This is a genomic window from Blastococcus deserti, assembly GCF_042682525.1.
Lineage (GTDB): Bacteria > Actinomycetota > Actinomycetes > Mycobacteriales > Geodermatophilaceae > Blastococcus_B > Blastococcus_B deserti.
This window is the reverse complement of the sequence record NZ_JBHUHP010000001.1, coordinates 606,624-623,109: the sequence shown is the minus strand read 5'-3', so window position 1 is coordinate 623,109 and position 16,486 is coordinate 606,624. Positions and strand designations below refer to the sequence as shown.

At 73.4% G+C, this 16,486-nt stretch carries 17 protein-coding genes, 1 tRNA gene and 1 pseudogene; 13 read left to right on the top strand and 6 right to left on the bottom strand.

The features are described 5' to 3' along the window. Positions 1 to 26 precede the first annotated feature (26 nt). A tRNA-Arg gene (locus ACFSHS_RS03030) sits at positions 27 to 98 on the top strand. 161 nt (positions 99 to 259) lie between these two features. Here the strand turns inward: ACFSHS_RS03030 and ACFSHS_RS03025 are convergent. Together ACFSHS_RS03025 and ACFSHS_RS03020 are read right to left on the bottom strand one after the other, a co-directional pair. After that, positions 260 to 751, bottom strand: coding sequence for a DUF5313 family protein (locus ACFSHS_RS03025; protein WP_376871538.1), 492 nt, complete (start codon positions 749 to 751; stop codon positions 260 to 262). Between the two features lie 92 nt (positions 752 to 843). Then, positions 844 to 1,359 (bottom strand): MarR family winged helix-turn-helix transcriptional regulator, encoded by a 516-nt coding sequence (locus tag ACFSHS_RS03020; RefSeq protein WP_376871536.1) that lies wholly within the window; start codon positions 1,357 to 1,359, stop codon positions 844 to 846. Positions 1,360 to 1,451: 92 nt separating this feature from the next. Here ACFSHS_RS03020 and ACFSHS_RS03015 point away from each other — a divergent pair. Further along, positions 1,452 to 1,661 (top strand): annotated as a pseudogene (locus tag ACFSHS_RS03015) (alpha/beta fold hydrolase); the annotation flags it as partial. A 103-nt stretch (positions 1,662 to 1,764) separates the two neighbouring features. Here ACFSHS_RS03015 and ACFSHS_RS03010 read toward each other — a convergent pair. Further along, a complete protein-coding gene (locus ACFSHS_RS03010; protein WP_376871534.1) occupies positions 1,765 to 2,535 on the bottom strand; it encodes an SDR family NAD(P)-dependent oxidoreductase in 771 nt (256 codons plus the stop codon). 105 nt (positions 2,536 to 2,640) lie between these two features. On the opposite strand from ACFSHS_RS03010, the gene ACFSHS_RS03005 reads away from it, so the two are divergent. Genes ACFSHS_RS03005 through ACFSHS_RS02990 form a run of 4 tightly spaced genes read left to right on the top strand, consistent with a single transcriptional unit; the run spans position 2,641 to position 4,831 of the window. After that, the gene (locus ACFSHS_RS03005) at positions 2,641 to 2,787 is read left to right on the top strand and encodes a hypothetical protein (RefSeq protein WP_376871531.1); all 147 of its coding nucleotides are present in this window, start codon (positions 2,641 to 2,643) and stop codon (positions 2,785 to 2,787) included. Next, positions 2,784 to 3,230: a hypothetical protein gene (locus tag ACFSHS_RS03000; RefSeq protein WP_376871528.1), complete on the top strand. Its 447-nt coding sequence runs from the start codon at positions 2,784 to 2,786 to the stop codon at positions 3,228 to 3,230. Before ACFSHS_RS03005 ends, ACFSHS_RS03000 begins: the two co-directional genes overlap by 4 nt. Further along, positions 3,151 to 4,287 (top strand): alpha/beta fold hydrolase, encoded by a 1,137-nt coding sequence (locus tag ACFSHS_RS02995; RefSeq protein ID WP_376871526.1) that lies wholly within the window; start codon positions 3,151 to 3,153, stop codon positions 4,285 to 4,287. The genes ACFSHS_RS03000 and ACFSHS_RS02995 overlap by 80 nt, the downstream gene beginning before the upstream one ends. A gap of 1 nt (position 4,288) precedes the next feature. Further along, entirely contained in the window at positions 4,289 to 4,831 is a 543-nt protein-coding gene (locus ACFSHS_RS02990; protein WP_376871524.1) for a GNAT family N-acetyltransferase, read from the top strand. 2 nt (positions 4,832 to 4,833) lie between these two features. On the opposite strand, the gene ACFSHS_RS02985 is transcribed toward ACFSHS_RS02990, so the two are convergent. From ACFSHS_RS02985 to ACFSHS_RS02975, 3 genes are all read right to left on the bottom strand, one after another. Then, positions 4,834 to 6,471, bottom strand: coding sequence for an ABC-F family ATP-binding cassette domain-containing protein (locus ACFSHS_RS02985; protein WP_376871521.1), 1,638 nt, complete (start codon positions 6,469 to 6,471; stop codon positions 4,834 to 4,836). A 99-nt stretch (positions 6,472 to 6,570) separates the two neighbouring features. Continuing rightward, positions 6,571 to 7,677 carry an adenylate/guanylate cyclase domain-containing protein gene (locus ACFSHS_RS02980; RefSeq protein WP_376871519.1) on the bottom strand — a complete coding sequence of 369 codons (1,107 nt, stop codon included), beginning with the start codon at positions 7,675 to 7,677 and terminating at the stop codon, positions 6,571 to 6,573. A 16-nt stretch (positions 7,678 to 7,693) separates the two neighbouring features. Beyond that, positions 7,694 to 8,164: a universal stress protein gene (locus ACFSHS_RS02975; RefSeq protein ID WP_376871516.1), complete on the bottom strand. Its 471-nt coding sequence runs from the start codon at positions 8,162 to 8,164 to the stop codon at positions 7,694 to 7,696. A 134-nt stretch (positions 8,165 to 8,298) separates the two neighbouring features. On the opposite strand from ACFSHS_RS02975, the gene ACFSHS_RS02970 reads away from it, so the two are divergent. From ACFSHS_RS02970 to ACFSHS_RS02940, 7 genes are all read left to right on the top strand, one after another. Next, the gene (locus ACFSHS_RS02970; protein ID WP_376871514.1) at positions 8,299 to 9,315 is read left to right on the top strand and encodes an ABC transporter ATP-binding protein; all 1,017 of its coding nucleotides are present in this window, start codon (positions 8,299 to 8,301) and stop codon (positions 9,313 to 9,315) included. Then, positions 9,312 to 10,067 (top strand): ABC transporter permease, encoded by a 756-nt coding sequence (locus tag ACFSHS_RS02965; protein WP_376871512.1) that lies wholly within the window; start codon positions 9,312 to 9,314, stop codon positions 10,065 to 10,067. Before ACFSHS_RS02970 ends, ACFSHS_RS02965 begins: the two co-directional genes overlap by 4 nt. 134 nt (positions 10,068 to 10,201) lie before the next feature. Then, on the top strand, positions 10,202 to 11,011 hold the full coding sequence (locus ACFSHS_RS02960) for an ankyrin repeat domain-containing protein (protein ID WP_376871509.1): 810 nt from the start codon (positions 10,202 to 10,204) through the stop codon (positions 11,009 to 11,011). Positions 11,012 to 11,204: 193 nt separating this feature from the next. Next, the gene (locus tag ACFSHS_RS02955; RefSeq protein WP_376871507.1) at positions 11,205 to 15,026 is read left to right on the top strand and encodes a multifunctional oxoglutarate decarboxylase/oxoglutarate dehydrogenase thiamine pyrophosphate-binding subunit/dihydrolipoyllysine-residue succinyltransferase subunit; all 3,822 of its coding nucleotides are present in this window, start codon (positions 11,205 to 11,207) and stop codon (positions 15,024 to 15,026) included. Positions 15,027 to 15,032: 6 nt separating this feature from the next. Next, positions 15,033 to 15,224: a DUF6104 family protein gene (locus ACFSHS_RS02950; RefSeq protein WP_376871504.1), complete on the top strand. Its 192-nt coding sequence runs from the start codon at positions 15,033 to 15,035 to the stop codon at positions 15,222 to 15,224. A gap of 89 nt (positions 15,225 to 15,313) precedes the next feature. Next, positions 15,314 to 15,586, top strand: coding sequence for a hypothetical protein (locus tag ACFSHS_RS02945; RefSeq protein ID WP_376871501.1), 273 nt, complete (start codon positions 15,314 to 15,316; stop codon positions 15,584 to 15,586). Between the two features lie 93 nt (positions 15,587 to 15,679). Further along, on the top strand, positions 15,680 to 16,393 hold the full coding sequence (locus ACFSHS_RS02940; RefSeq protein WP_376871498.1) for a metal-dependent hydrolase: 714 nt from the start codon (positions 15,680 to 15,682) through the stop codon (positions 16,391 to 16,393). Positions 16,394 to 16,486: the final 93 nt, after the last annotated feature.

The following is a 16,486-nucleotide window of genomic DNA, read 5'->3' as shown; positions in this document are numbered from 1 at the left end:
GCTTCTCTGCTGCCCCACCACGACGAGCCCCCGTAGCTCAGGGGATAGAGCACCGCCCTCCGGAGGCGGGTGCGCAGGTTCGAATCCTGCCGGGGGCACTTCCCGGTGCCGACCGACGGTCGGCGAACAGACGCAGAACGGCCCCGCGGGTCCCGGTACCGGGTCCCCGCGGGGCCGTTCTGCTGTCGTCGGGCATCACCACGCGGGGGGCCCGACGAAGCTCCGACGGGGCGCGCGGGTCAGGCCGGGTGCGGGTGGGTCAGCGACCCATGCGGTCGCGGTAGCGGGCGGCGCGCTTGGCCGCCGCGGCCCGCCGCCGCTCGGTCTCCTGGCGCTGGCGCACCAGTCCCGCGCGCTCGCGGTGCGCGGTGGCGGTGCCCGCCGGGTACCCCGCCTTCACCACCCGGTTCTCGGTGGACTCGGGCATGTAGGCCAGGGAGTAGAAGAGCGCCAGGGCCAGCCCGCCGCCCGCGCACGCCGCGCGCAGCCCCCAGGAGGCCGGCAGGAACATCATGATCAGCGCGATCGGGACGGCGAGCTGGACGAGCATGCGGGCGATGTGCCGCAGCCACCACGTCGCGGTCGTGGTGTCGTGCAGCACCCAGCCGCGGTGCCGTTCGGGCAGGCTGCCCCCGAAGGCGTACCAGACCCATCGGTGCGGTGCCGGGCGGACGACGGGCTCGGCCGGCGGGCCGGACTCCGCGGTGGGATCGGTCATGGGGGCTGCGGGCTCCTGCTCGAGGACGGTCACGTCCTCATGATGTCGGGAGATGTCTGGTACGCCAAGCGTTGGGGGGCCAACTGTTGTCGACATAACAGCGGCGCCCGATCACGTCGGCGGGCTCAGGCGACCGTCGTCTCCGGGCCCGCGTCCTGCTCCGGGCCGCCGAGCGCGCGCTGGGAGGCGGCGATGACCCGGGTCAGCGCGCCGTGCAGGCTCGTCAGTTCGTCGATCGGCATGCCCAGGCGCTCCACGATGCCGGCGGGGATCTTCTCGGCCTGCTCGCGCAGCGCCGTGCCCTTCTCCGTCAGGGCGAGCGCCAGGTGGCGCTGATCCCTGGGATCCCGCTCCCGGCGCAGCAGGCCGGCGGCCTCGAGCCGCTTGAGCAGCGGCGAGAGCGTGCCGGGGTCCAGCTGCAACAGGCCGGACAGCTCCTTGACCGACAGCGGCCCGTGCTGCCACAGCGCCAGCATGACCAGGTACTGCGGGTGGGTCAGGCCCATGGGCTCCAGGACGGGGCGGTAGACGGCCACCACGTTGCGGGCGGCCACCGACAACGCGAAGCACACCTGCCGCTCCAGGGCCAGCATGTCCTCCGACGCGAGGGCAGGCCGGGGCGTCGTCTCACCGGTCGTCACGCCTCGAGCGTAGGACCCGTGGCGCCCCGAGCGTCGGGCCGCCGACCACCACGGGCAGGTCGCCCGCCTTCCCGGACCGGGAGCGGGCGGGCCTGTCGTTCGACCGGGCCCACGACCCGGCCGGCGTCGCCCGCCAGCTCGCCGCCGTCCTGACCACCCCCGACCGCACGAAGGATCTGGCGGCGGTGTCCGTGCCGACGCTGGTGATCCACGGGGCCGAGGACGCGCTCGTCAACGTCAGCGGCGGCCGCGCCGCCGCGGCCGCGATCCCCGGCGCCGAACTGCTCGTCGTGGAAGGCATGGGCACGACCTCCCGCGGGAGGTGTGGCCGGAGATCCTCGACCGCGTCAGCGCGCTGGTGCGGCGAGCCGGCTGAGGGCGGGGTGGACGGGTGGAGGCGGGGTCTCAGCTGGTCAGCATCCCGCCCTCGACCGGGAGGGTCGTGCCGGTCACGTATCCGCCGGCGTCGCTGGCCAGGAAGATCAGCGCGGCGGCCAGCTCCTCGGGATCGCCCTTGCGTCCGGCCAGCACCCGGGGCATCTGCGACTCCAGGTAGCCCTCGGGGTACTGGTCGGTCATCTCGGAGGTGAAGAACCCCGGCGCGAGCGCGTTCACCCGGATGCCCTTGCGGCCGGTCCACTGCTGCGCGAGGTCCCGCGTCAGCCCGATGAGGCCGGCCTTGCTGGCGGCGTACGCCGCCTGGGGCAGCCCCGCCGTCGTCAGCCCCAGGATGCTCGAGATGTTGATGATCGAGCTGCCCGGCTGCATCACCCGCCCGCACGCCTGCGCCATCCAGTAGCAGCCGTTGAGGTTGACGTCGATGACCTGGCGGAACTGGTCGGGCGTCTCGCGGGTGGCGGGCACCGCGGTGCCGATCCCGGCGTTGTTGACCAGGATGTCCACCCGGCCGAACTCGGCGACCGTCGCGTCGACGAGCGCCTGGCAGTCCTCGGGCACGGCGACGTCGGTGCGGACGGCGATCGCCCGGCGCCCGGCTTTCTCCACCGCCGCCCGGGTGTCGTCGAGCCGGTCCACCCGCCGGGCACCGAGTGCGACGTCGGCCCCCGCCTCGGCCAGCGTGCGGGCGAAGACCGCGCCGAGCCCCGAGGACGCCCCCGTCACGATCGCCACCCGGCCGTCGAGCCGGAACATGTCGAGGATCGTGCGGTCTGCCACGGGGAGCTCCTGTCGTCGGGTGGTGCCGAGGACCGTAACCAATACGTGGGGTAGGTCACCTGCCGGGCGGGTAGGGCGGTGCCCCGGACATCGAGGGGAGGAACCGTGACCGACCTCGCGCAGAACCTGCTCGACCCCGCCGCGGAGCACCCGCACCACCCTGCGCTGAGGATGGACGACGCCGTGCTGAGGCTCACCGTGGAGATCCTCCGCCGCGCCGTGCAGGTGCCCGAGCAGGTGGGGCAGCGGTGACACCCCCCACCGGCCCGCGGAAGCCGGCGCCGCCGCCACCCCTGTGGCGCCAGGCCTTCGACGCGGCGGAGCGGGCCATCGCCCCGCGCGCCGAGGAGCTGGTGCGCACCCCGTACTTCTCCGTCGGCACGGCTCTTGCCCGCCGGGCGCGGAACCTGGCCGGCCGTTCGGTCCAGGAGCTGTCGGCGCGCGCCTGGCACCTGCTGAACCTGCCCGCCGGCAGTGACATCAGCCGGCTGCGCGCCCAGATCGGCTCCCTCGACCGGGAGGTGCGGCGGCTGAGCCTCCAGCTGGAGTCCGAGCGGCGCCGCGCCGCCCGGCCCGACCGCACGTCGACGACCGGCCCGACCCCGGAGGACAGCGATGCCGACGGTTCCCAGCCCGCAGACGGTGCTCGACCGCGTCCGGCGCGACGTCGAGCGCAACGCCCTGCGCGCCCGTAACGGCATCAAGCTGGTCGCCGGCGTCGACCGGCCGGGCGTCGGGCAGACACCGAAGGACGTCGTCTGGCAGCGGGGCCGCACGCAGCTGTGGCACTACCGCAACGACGCCGACACCTACGGCGGGGTCCGGTACGGGCCGCCGCTGCTGCTGGTGTTCAGCCTGATCAGCCGCAGCTACATCCTCGACCTGACGCCTGGCAACAGCTTCGTGGAGCAACTGCTCGAGGCCGGGTTCGACGTCTACATGCTCGACTGGGGCGAGCCCGACGAGCGGGACGCCGACAACCGGCTCGAGGACTACGTCGACGACTACATCCCCGCCGGCATCGACCGGGTGCTGGAGCTCTCCGGCGCCGACGAGGTGAACCTCTTCGGGTACTGCTTCGGCGGGGACCTCGCCCTCCTGTACGCCGCGCACCACCCCGACGCCCCGCTGCGCAGCCTGACCGTCCTGGCGACACCGGTCGACTTCCGGCACATGGGACCGCTGGCCGACATCTTCTCGGTGGGCGGGATGGACGTGGACGACGTGCTGGGCCCCGACGGCAACGTGCCGCCGTCAGTGGTCGTCCAGGGGTTCCGGACCCTCACCCCGACGGCCGAGGTGACCCGCTACGTGACGCTGTGGGAGCGGCTCTGGAGCGACGAGTACGTCGCGTCCTACCAGGCCATGACCGGCTGGTCGGACGACCACGTGCCCTTCCCCGGCGCGGCCGCCCGGGAGACCGCCGAGATGCTGGTGCGGAGGAACGGGATGATGACCGACCGCCTGACCGTGGCCGGTGACCCGGTGCACCTCGGCGACATCCGGGTGCCGTTCCTGACCGTGCGGGCCAACCGTGACCACATCGTCCCGCCGGCCGCGACGGCGCCGCTGATCGACCTGGTGGGCTCGCCGGACAAGCACGAGCTCTGCCTCGACGCCGGCCACATGGGGCTGGTCGTCGGGCGCAGCGCGGCGCGGACGACCGTGCCCACGATCATCGACTTCATCCGCCGCAGGAGCGATCCGCTGGCCCCGGGGGAGCCGGCCGGCACGGCCGGGCAGGAGGCTTGACGTGCAGGTCGAGCCGCTGGGCCCCGAGCGCTGCGACGCGCTGCTCACCTTCTTCGCGGAACTGCCCGAGGGCGACCTGACCTTCATCAAGGAGGAGGTCACCGACCCGGAGACCGTCCGGTCGTGGGCCACAGCCACCACCCCGGGTGGCCGATGGGTGGCCGTCGACGGCGAGCGGGTGACCGGCTACGTCGCCGTCCGGCCGCTGCCGGGGTGGTCCGACCACGTCGGCGAGGTCCGCCTGGTCGTCGCGCCGTCGGCACGGGGCAGCGGCCTCGGCCGGCAACTGGCCCGGCGGGCGCTGGTCGAGGCGGTCGGCGCCGGGCTGTCGAAGCTGGTGGTGGAGATCGTCGCCGAGCAGGGGGCGGCGCTGGCCCTCTTCACCGACCTCGGCTTCACCGGCGAGGCGCTGCTGCGCGACCACATCCGCGACCGCAGCGGCGAGCTCCGCGATCTCATGGTCCTGGCCCACCACGTGTCGGAGACGTGGGCGGGGATGGACACCGTCGGGATCGCCGACGAGTTGGGCGCGTGCGCCGGCTGAGCTCAGCGCTCGATGACCCGCCCCCCGGCCACCTCGAGCCGGCGGGTGGTGGCGACGGCGTCGAGCATCCGGCGGTCGTGCGTCACCAGCAGCAGGGTGCCGGAGTACCCGGCCAGCGCCTCCTCGAGCTGCTCGATCGCCGGCAGGTCCAGGTGGTTGGTGGGCTCGTCGAGCACGAGGACGTTGACGCCGCGCGCCTGCAGGAGGGCCAGCCCGGCCCGCGTCCGCTCGCCGGGCGAGAGCGTGCCCGCCGGCCGGAGGACGTGGTCGGCGGTGAGCCCGAACTTGGCCAGCAGGGTGCGCACGTCGGCCGTCGGCCAGTCGGGCACTTCGGCGGAGAAGGCGTCGAGCAGCCGCTCCTCCCCCAGGAACCGGCTGCGCGCCTGCTCGATCTCGCCGATCTGCACCGACGGCCCGAGGGAAGCCGTGCCCTCGTCCAGCGGGACGCGACCGAGCAGGGCGGCCAGGAGCGTGGACTTGCCGGCCCCGTTGGCGCCGGTGATCGCCACGCGGTCGCCCCAGTCGAACTGCAGGTCGAGCGGGCCGAGCCGGAAGTCGCCGCGCCGGACGACGGCACCGCGGAGCGTGGCCACGACGGCGCCGGCGCGCGGCGCGGCGGCGATCTCCATCCGCAGCTGCCATTCCTTGCGCGGTTCCTCGACCACCTCCAGCCGCTCGATCAGCCGCTCGGTCTGCTTGGCCTTGGCCGCCTGCTTCTCCGCCGACGCCCGGTTGTGCGCCTTGATGAACTTGTCGGGGTCCTTCTGCTTCTTGACGGCGTCGCGCACGCCCTTGGCCATCCAGTTCCGCTGCATGCGCGCCCGGGCCTCCAGACCGGCCCGCGTCCCGGCGTACTCCTCGTACTCCTCGCGGGCGTGCCGCCGGGCCACCTCGCGCTCGGCCAGGTACGCCTCGTAGCCGCCGTCCACGACCCGGACCAGTTGCTGCGCGAGGTCGAGCTCGACGACCCGCGTGACCGTGCGTGCGAGGAACTCCCGGTCGTGGCTGACCACCACGATGCCGGCACGCGACCCGGTCACGAACCGCTCCAGCTGGTCCAGCCCGGTGAGGTCGAGGTCGTTGGTGGGCTCGTCGAGGAGCAGCACGTCGTAGCGCGACAGGAGCAGCCCCGCCAACCCCACCCGCGCGGCCTGTCCACCGGACAGCCCGACCGTGGAGGCGTCCAGGGCGACGCCCGGCGCCACCTCCGCCACGACCTCCGCGGCCCGATCCTCCAGGTCGGCGCCGCCGAGCGCCAGCCAGCGCTCGAGCGCGTCGCCGTAGACCTCGTCGGCCCCCGGCCGGCCGGCTGCGAGGTCCTCGGTCGCGACGTCGAGCGCGGCCTGCGCGGCCGCGACGCCGGTGCGCCGGGCGAGCGCGGCCAGCACCGTCTCGCCGTCCCGGCGCTCGTGCTCCTGGGGCAGGTAGCCGAGGGTGGCCGTGGGCGGGCTGACCGCGACCGTGCCGGACTCGGCCGCCAGCTCCCCCGCCAGCGTGCGCAGGAGCGTGGACTTGCCCGCGCCGTTGACGCCGACGAGACCGACGACGTCCCCCGGTGCGACGACGAGATCGAGATCCGAGAACAGCACGCGGGCGCCGTGACCGGCCGCCAGACCGCGGGCGACGAGAGTGGCGCTCACGGAGATCAGGGTGCCATCCCCCGGTCGATCATCGTCGCCGTGCACGCGACACCGTCGGACGCGCCGGCGGCCGGTGCACGGAGCCGATGATCGACGAGGTCAGGAAGGGCGGCCCTCCGACCCGTCGTCGTCCGGCTGCTCGAGGACCTCGTCGGCCAGCTCGTCCAGCATGTCCTCGAAGGCGCTCGTGTCGAACGGGCTGGCGTCGTCCCCGGTGGGCCGGCGGCGCACCAGCCACGGCTGCAGGTGGTCGTAACCGCGCACCGAGACGCGGCGCAGGGGCCGCACCCGGTAGGCCCGCTGTCCCCGCAGCCCGCGGGCGAGCTCCCGGTCGACCAGCACCGTGCCCGGCCGCGCGAGGGAGGTCAGCCGGCTGGCCAGGTTGACGACGGGCGAGTAGACGTCGCCGAAACGGGTGAGCACCGCGCCGTAGGCGGCGCCCACTCGCAGGGGCGGGCGGTCCTCGGCGTCCCAGACCTCGGGCAGCTCCAGGCCGATGTCCACCGCGTCGACGGGCGACCCCGCGGTGAACAGGACTCCGTCGCCCACCGTCTTCACGACCCGGCCGTGGTGCCGGGCGATGACCTCGGTGGCGGTGCTCTCGAAGTCCTCCACCATGGCGCCGAGCTCGCGGCCGCCCATCCCGCGGCTGCGCGAGGTGTACCCGACGAGGTCGGCGAAGCCGACCGCGAGCTCCCGGCGGTCACCACGGCCCGCGGCGGAGAGGAGCCGGTCGGCGTTGGCCGCCAGGTGCCGGCGCCAGACGTAGTGCTGGATGTCGCGCATCCGCGGGAGCAGCGCGCGGGCGGCGGCGACCACCTCCTCCGCCGAGGCCTTCCGCCGTTCCCCGTCCGCACCCGGGCGAGTGAGGGCGTCGGCCAGCATGTCGGTCTGCCAGTCGGCCAGCCGGGACAGCGCCTGGCCCATCGCCCGCGCGATCGACGCCTCGCTGTCCGGGTCGACGAAGCCCGAGTCGATCAGCTCGGACAGGACGGCGAGCGCGGAGACGTCGGCGTCGGTGAAGACCAGGTCGTCGTCGGCGGCGTCGGCGAAGCCCAGTGCGCGCCACAGCCGCTGCGTGCGGGTCGGCGGCATGCCCGCGAGCTCGGCCACCTGGAGCCGCGTGTAGCGGCGCGGCCCGTCGAGCAGCAGCCGCTCGAGCGCCTCGCGAGCGTCCGGGCCGGCGACCTCCCCCGGGTCGTCCATGACCGCCGCGCGACGCTCAGCCGGTGGTGTGCACGACGAGGACGTCGCACTCCGACCGCCGCGTCGCGTCGGCGGGAACGGAGCCCAGCAGCCGGCCCTTGATGCCGGCCAGGCCCCGGTTGCCGACGACGAGCAGGTCGGCGTCCTCCCGGCGGACGACGTCCAGCAGCGCCTCCACGGGCGATCCCTCGACGGCGATCGTCTTCACCTTCCGTGCACCCGCGGCGCCGGCCCGCTCGGCGGCGGTGCGCACGGTGTCCTCGGCCGGGTGCGAGCCCAGGATCTGGTACGCGTCGTCCCGGAGGACGTCCTGGGCGCGGCCGATCTCCCGGTCGTCGGGCTCGACGGGCAGATAGGCGCAGGCGATCACGAGCGTCGCGCTGCAGGCCCCGGCCAGGGCGCCGGCCCGGGCGACGGCGCGCAGCGACGACTCCGAGCCGTCGGTCCCCACGACGACCGTCCGGTAGGTGTCCGAGATCTCGCTCACGGCGCGCACTCTATGTGACCGTGTGCCGGGGGTCACCCGGAGATGATCAGCGCGGGGGCTGGCCGGTCCCGCCGTCCGGGTCCGGCCACTTCCGGCACGCCGGGGCGCCGGAAGTGGGCCGATTCCTGGCCCCGATGCGCTTGGATCGGCGCAGCGAGGCCGACCGGAGAACGAGGAGACTGCCCATTTCCACCGCCATCCCCGCAGCCGTCGACCCCGTCCGGGTCGAGGTGCGCGGACTCAGCAAGTCCTTCGGGCCGGTGCAGGCCGTCTCGGACCTGAGCTTCACCGTGGAGCCCGGGTCCGTCACCGGCTTCCTGGGACCCAACGGTGCCGGCAAGACCACGACGCTGCGCATGCTCCTGGGACTGATGCACCCCGACGCCGGGACCGCCACCTTCGACGGGGCCCCGTACACGTCGCTGGCCGCGCCGCTCCGCACGGTGGGCGCGGTCCTGGAGACGGCGTTCCACCCGGCCCGCTCCGGCCGCAACCACCTGCGCGTCTACTGCCGCGCCGCCGGCTTCCCGCTGTCCCGGGCCGACGAGGTGCTCATGCAGGTGGGACTGGCCGACGCCGGCAACCGCCGCGCCGGGGGCTACTCCCTCGGGATGCGGCAGCGGCTGGCGCTGGCCACCGCACTGCTGGGCGACCCCGCGGTGCTGGTGCTCGACGAGCCGGCCAACGGACTGGACCCCGAGGGCATCCAGTGGCTGCGCGGTTTCCTCCGCCACCTGGCCCACGACCAGGGGCGGACCGTGCTGGTCTCCAGCCACCTGCTGTCCGAGGTGGAGCAGACGGTCGACCGCGTGGTCATCGTGGGCGCGGGCCGCCTGGTCCGGGAAGGCTCCATGGAGCAGCTCCGGTCGGGCGCCGACGGCGCCGGGACGGTTCTGGTCCGCAGCCCGGAGGCCGCCCGGTTCGCCGAGCTCCTCCGCGCGGAGGGGACGACGGTGAGCCAGGAGGACGGCACGCTCACCGTCACCGGCACCACGCCCGCCGACGTCGGCCGGCGGGCGTTCGCCGCGGGCGTCGAGCTCCACGAGCTGCGCTCGCGCACCAGCGGTCTCGAGGAGATCTACTTCCAGCTCACCAGCGGTTCCGAGCAGTTCGCCGCGCCGTCGTCCGCCGTTCAGGAGGCCGTCCGATGATCCGTCTGGTGCGCTCGGAATGGACGAAGCTGTTCACGACCAGGGTCTGGCTCGGCCTGCTGCTCGGTGCGTGCGTCATGGTGGGCGGCTTCGCCGCGCTGCTGACCGGTTTCGCCGGGAACCCCGAGAGCGGGCTCCCCCCGGTCGGGACGCCGGAGTTCGAGCAGGTGGCGCTGGCCCAGGCCACGAACGCCACCGTGCTCTTCCTCATCCTCGGCATCATCGGGATGACCCAGGAGTACCGGCACCGCACCGCGACCCCGACGTTCCTGACCACGCCGCGCCGCTGGAGGGTGGTGGTGGCCAAGCTGGTCGCGTACGCGCTCGTCGCCGTCCCGTTCGCGCTGGTGCTGCTGGGCGTGAACCTGCTCGTGGTCGGTCTCTACGCCGGGGCCCGGGGCTCGGCGCCGTCCCTCACGGGCGACAACCTCGAGGTGCTGGCGACCTCGGGCCTGGCCCTGGTCATCTACGCCCTGATGGGCGTGGGCATCGGGGCCCTGCTGCGCAACCAGGTCGGCGCGATCGTCGGTGGACTGGTCTACCTGTTCGTCGTCGAGCCGGTGATCCGCTCCATCCCCGCGACATCGGGTGCCTACAAGTGGATGCCCGGTGGCGGGCTCGAGGCGATGACCGCGACCTTCCAGGGGCCTGATCTCCTGGGGGCCTGGCAGGGCGGCCTGCTGCTGGTGGGCTACGGATTGCTGGCAGCTCTGCTGGGCACCCTGATCGCCGTCCGGCGCGACGTCGTCTGAGCGAGGCCCGCGCGTCCCCCCTCGCAGGGTCGGTGACCGGACCCTGCCGCGGGGCCGCTCGCGAACGCCACCGAAGCCGTGGGCGGTCCGGACAACACCACCCTCCCCATCCACTCCGGAGCGAAGGACGACCAGTGACCACTCGCATGACCGCCCAGCGGCTGACCCGGCTGATCGCCGCCGGTGACGTCGACGAGGTCCGGACGGTGGTGGAGACGGCGCCACGGCTGCTCACCGGCACCGTCGAGCGTGCCGGCCACGGTGGCTGGACACCGCTGCACGTCGCCGTCGCGGAAGGGCGGGCCGACATCGCCCGTGTGCTGGTCGGTGCCGGCGCCGACCTGGACGCCCGCACCGAGCACCACCGGACACCGTTGCACGTGGCCCTCGAGCTCTCCCCCGACCTGGTGCCCGTCCTCCTCGAGCTCGGCGCGGTCCTCGACGCCCCGAGCGCGGCGTTCCTGGACGAGACCGACGCGCTCGCCGCGCACCTCGACGGCGGAGCGCCGCTGAGCGACGGGGCCTCCGGGGTGGACCTGCTGTCCTGGGCGGCCCTCGGTGGCGCCCCGGCCACGGCGCGGCTGCTCCTCGAGCGGGGGGCGGACGCCGACGGGGGTGCGCTGCACGCGGCCGCGGGCAGCGCGCGGCTGGAACTGGTGCAGCTGCTCCTCGACGCGGGAGCCGACGTCGACCGGCGCGATCCCGACACCGGGCGCGCGCCCCTGCACGCCGCCGTGGCCGCCGGGCCGGGCGGAAACTCCGCCGAGGTGGTGCGGGTGCTCCTCGCCGCCGGGGCGGACGTCAACGCGACCACCACCGACGGTGCGAGCGCGCTGGACATCAGCCGCGTGGCCGCCGCCCGGCACCGGAGGGACGACGCCGGCCGCGCGACCGGCAACGACGCCCTGGCCGATCTGCTCGTCGCGCACGGCGCCACGGACTAGGGCACCGTCGCAGCCGGTCGGTGCGGACGACCGGGCGTAGACTCGACACCCGGTCCACGCCATGTCCGCGGCTGCGCACCTCGGCCCGCGGCCACGACGCAGCCCCGGACCACGTGCCCGACGACCGCACTGACGACCGCACTGACGACCGCACTGACGACGCAGCCAACCGACGAAGAAGGCACTCGACCCCGTGTCAAGCGTGAGCTCATCCCGGCCCTCCCCCGCGTCCTCCTCCCCGGTGGCCGGTTTCGGCACCAACGAGTGGCTGGTCGAGGAGATGTACCAGCAGTACCTCGCCGACCCGTCCAGCGTGGACCAGGCCTGGCACGAGTTCTTCGCCGACTACCGGCCGGGCAGCCCGGTCGCCGGCGCCGACCGTGACCAGCCGGCCTCGTCGGGCAACGGCGCCGCCGCGCCCGCCCGGCCGGCCGCCACCCCCGCCCCGTCCCCCGAGGCGGCGCAGCAGCCCGCGAGCGCGTCCGCGGCACAGGCGCCCGCCCAGGCGGCGGCACCGAAGGCCCCCGCGGCCAGGGCCTCCGCGGAGACGGCACCTGCGGACAAGGCCCCGGCGGACAAGGCCCCGGCGGACAAGGCCCCGGCCGCCAAGCCCGCGGAGAAGCCGGCCGCCAAGGCCGCCGCCCCCGCCGCCGGCGCCAAGCAGTCACCGCTGCGTGGCGCGGCCGCCAGCGTCGTCAAGAACATGAACGCCTCGCTGACCGTCCCCACGGCGACGAGCGTGCGAGCCGTGCCGGCCAAGCTGCTGGCCGACAACCGCATCGTGATCAACAACCACCTGGCCCGCGGCCGGGGCGGGAAGGTCTCCTTCACCCACCTGATCGGCTACGCGCTGGTCCGGGCGCTCGACGACTTCCCCAACATGAACAGCGCCTTCGCCGAGGTCGACGGCAAGCCGACGCTGATCCAGCCCGAGCACGTGAACTTCGGCCTGGCCATCGACCTGCCCAAGCCCGACGGGTCGCGGTCGCTGGTGGTGGCGTCGATCAAGGCCGCCGAGCAGATGGACTTCGCCCAGTTCTGGGCCGCCTACGAGGACGTCATCCGTCGCGCGCGCCAGAACAAGCTTACGCTCGAGGACTTCTCGGGGACCACGATCAGCCTGACCAACCCGGGCACGATCGGCACCAACCACTCCGTGCCGCGGCTCACCGCCGGCCAGGGCGCGATCATCGGCGTCGGGGCGATGGAGTACCCGGCCGAGTTCCAGGGGATGAACCCGGACGCGCTGACCGAGCTCGCGGTGTCGAAGATCATCACGCTGACCTCGACCTACGACCACCGGATCATCCAGGGTGCCGAGTCCGGCGACTTCCTGCGCCGCCTGCACGGCCTCCTGCTGGGCGAGGACGGCTTCTACGACGACGTCTTCCACTCGCTGCGGATCCCCTACGAGCCGGTGCGCTGGATGCCGGACGTGCGGATCACGCGCGAGGGGCAGATCGACAAGGAAGCCCGGGTCATCGAGGTCATCGAGTCCTACCGGCGCAACGGCCACCTCATGGCCGACACCGACCCGCTCGAGTTCAAGGTCCGCACCCACCCCGACCTGGACATCCTCGAGCACGGCCTCACGCTGTGGGACCTCGACCGCAAGTTCCCGGTCGGCGGGTTCGCCGGTGAGCGGCTCATGGCGCTGCGGGACATCCTCGGCGTGCTGCGCAACTCCTACTGCCGCACGGTCGGCGTGGAGTACATGCACATCACCGACCCGGAGGAGCGCGAGTGGCTCCAGAAGCGGGTCGAGCTCAAGCACGAGCAGCCCGACCGCGAGAAGCAGAAGCACGTGCTCGGCCGGCTCAACGCCGCGGAGGCGTTCGAGACGTTCCTGCAGACCAAGTACGTGGGGCAGAAGCGGTTCAGCCTCGAGGGCGGCGAGTCGCTGATCCCGGTGCTGGACGAGGTGCTCCTCGCCGGCACCGACCACGGTCTCGACGAGGTCGCGATCGGCATGCCGCACCGCGGCCGGCTGAACGTCCTCGCCAACGTGCTGGGCAAGAGCTACGCAAAGATCTTCGGCGAGTTCGAAGGCAACATCGACCCGGGCACGGTCCAGGGCTCCGGGGACGTGAAGTACCACCTGGGCGCGACGGGAACCTTCAAGAACCCCTTCCGTCCCGAGGCCGAAATCGCCGTCTCGCTGGCCAGCAACCCCTCGCACCTGGAGACGGTCAACCCCGTCCTCGAGGGCATCGTGCGGGCGAAGCAGGACATGATCGACAAGGGCGAGCAGGGCTTCACCGTGCTCCCCGTCCTGCTGCACGGCGACTCCGCCTTCGCCGGGCAGGGCGTGGTCCAGGAGACGCTGAACCTCTCGCAGCTGCGCGGCTACCGCACCGGCGGCACGGTGCACGTCGTCGTCAACAACCAGGTGGGCTTCACCACCAGCCCGGCGTCGGCGCGGTCGACCCTCTACTCGACCGACGTGGCGCGGATGGTCAACGCGCCGGTCTTCCACGTGAACGGCGACGACCCCGAGGCCTGCGTGCGGGTGGCGCGCCTGGCGGTCGACTACCGGCAGGCCTTCAAGAAGGACGTCGTCATCGACCTCGTCTGCTACCGCCGGCGCGGGCACAACGAGGGCGACGACCCGTCGATGACCCAGCCGCTGATGTACGACATCATCGACCGCAAGCGCTCGGTCCGGAAGCTGTACACCGAGGCGCTGGTCGGCCGGGGCGACATCACGCTCGAGGAGGCCGAGGAGGCGCTGAAGGACTACCGCGGTCAGCTGGAGCGCGCCTTCGCCGAGACCCACGACGCGCAGGACTCCTCCAAGCCCGAGCCGGTCATGGACCCCCGCACCCCGCAGGAGTCCCAGGTCGAGACGGCGATCTCGCGCGAGGTCCTCAAGACCATCGGCGACGCGCACGTGTCGTTCCCGCCGGACTTCACCCCGCACCCCAAGCTGCAGAAGATGCTCGAGCGGCGCGCGGCCATGGCCAGCGAGGGCGGCATCGACTGGGCGATGGGCGAGCTGCTGGCCTTCGGGTCGCTGCTCATGGACGGCATCCCGGTCCGGCTGGCGGGTCAGGACTCCCGCCGGGGCACGTTCGTGCAGCGCCACTCGGTGCTCATCGACCGCGAGAACGGCAGCGAGTACACCCCGCTGGCCCACCTCTCCGAGGACCAGGCGAAGTTCTTCGTCTACGACTCGCTGCTGTCCGAGTACGCAGCCGTCGGCTTCGAGTACGGCTACTCGGTGGCCAACCCGAAGGCCCTGGTGCTGTGGGAGGCGCAGTTCGGCGACTTCGTCAACGGCGCGCAGATGGTCATCGACGAGTTCATCAGCTCCGGCGAGGCCAAGTGGGGCCAGCGCTCCGGCGTGGTGATGCTGCTGCCGCACGGCCTGGAGGGCCAGGGTCCCGACCACTCCAGCGGCCGCATCGAGCGGTTCCTGCAGCTGTCGGCGGAGAACAACATGACCGTCGCCAACTGCTCGACCCCCGGCAACTACTTCCACCTGCTCCGCCGGCAGGCGCTCTCCGAGGTGCACCGGCCCCTGATCGTGTTCACGCCGAAGTCGCTGCTGCGGGCCAAGGCGGCGGTCAGTGCGGTCGAGGACTTCACCGAGCAGGGCTTCCGCCCGGTGCTGCCCGACACCGGGGTCGGCGGCGAGCCGCTGCACGCGGGCTCGGTCCGCCGGGTGCTGCTGTGCAGCGGCAAGGTCGCCTACGACCTCATGGCGCAGCGGGAGTCCGACGGGACCGCCGACACCGCGGTGCTGCGCGTCGAGCAGCTCTACCCGCTGCCGGCCGAGCAGATCCGGGCCGAGCTCGAGAAGTACCCGAACGCCTCCGACGTGGTGTGGGTGCAGGAGGAGCCGGCCAACATGGGCGCCTGGCAGTTCATGGCGGTCAACCTGCCCGAGCACCTGCCGCAGGGGCGGACGTTCCGCCGGGTCAGCCGCCGGGCATCGGCCAGCCCCGCCGTGGGCTCGGCCAAGGTGCACGACGTCGAGCAGCGTCAGCTGATCGCCGAGGCGTTCGCGGACTAGTCGGGGATGTACTTCACCGACCGCGGACTCGAGGAGCTGGCCGACCGGCGGGGCGAGGAGCAGGTCACCCTCGCCTGGCTGGCCGACCAGATGCAGGCGTTCGTCGACCAGTTCCCCGACTTCGAGGTGCCGGTCGAGCGGCTGGCCACCTGGCTGGCGCGCGGCGGCACGGACGACGACGCCGAGCTCGACGACTGAAAGAGACTCGACGACTGAAAGAGGACTGTGCGGCCCCACCCCCCCACCACTCGCACGCTCGTGGCGGGACCCGGTAGGGGGGCCGGGCGGTGCGCGCTGACCTGCCGCTGGCGCGGGTCGCCGTCCGGCCGGGGGTGCGGCATCCCGTCGCCTGGTGCTGGGAGCTGCCCGTCGTCGCGCAGTTGCGCGCCGAGGGCGTGGACCTGGCGCCGGTGACCGTCCTCGTCGGTGAGAACGGCAGCGGCAAGTCGACGCTCGTCGAGTTCACCGAGCGGGAATGGGCCGACCTCGATCTCGTGCAGGACTGGCAGGCCTTCTTCGACGACCCGGCGCGGCTGCTCCACCACCTGCTCGACGACTGAAGCAGGGACCCCGCCCTCCCCACCCTTCGCGGGCTCGGACGGGGCCCCGCGCGCCTCCCTCGGCGGGCGCCTCGCCGGCGTCACCCTGAGCGGGTGCTCGGTCACACGCACGCCCTGTCGGGTCTCGCCGCGGGCGCGGCCACGCTCCCCTGGGCGCCGGTGCAGGGCACCGTCGCCCAGGTCGCCTGGATCTCCGCGGCCGGCGGCTTCGCGATGCTGCCCGACCTCGACCAGCAGGGGTCGACGATCTCGCGCATGTGGGGACCGGTGACCGACGTCCCGTCCGGCCTGGTGGGGACCGTGGCCCGGGGACATCGCTGGGGCACCCACGACGCCGTCCTCGGTCCCGTCGTCCTCGGCCTGCTCGCCCACGTCGCGGCGGGTGCGTACTGGTCGAGCCTGCTGCTGCTCGCGCTGGCCATCGGGCTGGCGCTGCGGGCGCTGCACTTCGTCATCCCGGGCCGCGCCGAGAACACCGTCATGGGCAACCTCCTGCTCTCCTGGGGCGGGGCGTGGTTCCTCCTCGAGCACACCCCGAGCCCGGCCTGGCTGCCGTGGGCTCTCGGCGTCGGTGTCCTGACGCACATCGCCGGGGACTTCCTGACCAAGGAGGGCATCCCCGTGCCGCTGTTCTGGCTGATCCGCCGGAGCCGGCTGGCGCCGATCCACCTCCGCACGGGCGCGACGGTCGAGAAGCTCGTCCTCGTGCCCGCCTTCCTGGTCGCGATCGTCGCGTTCGTCTACCTCAACACCGCGGCCGGCGGCGCACTCGACCCGCTCGTCACGCGGCTGCTCAGCCTGGGCTGACCGCAAAGCGGACCCCGGTGCCGACCGGCTGACCTCGCTCGGAGGCGGCGGAACCCGGCATCCGATCGGCGGGGTCGGACTGCCGCCCGCAGA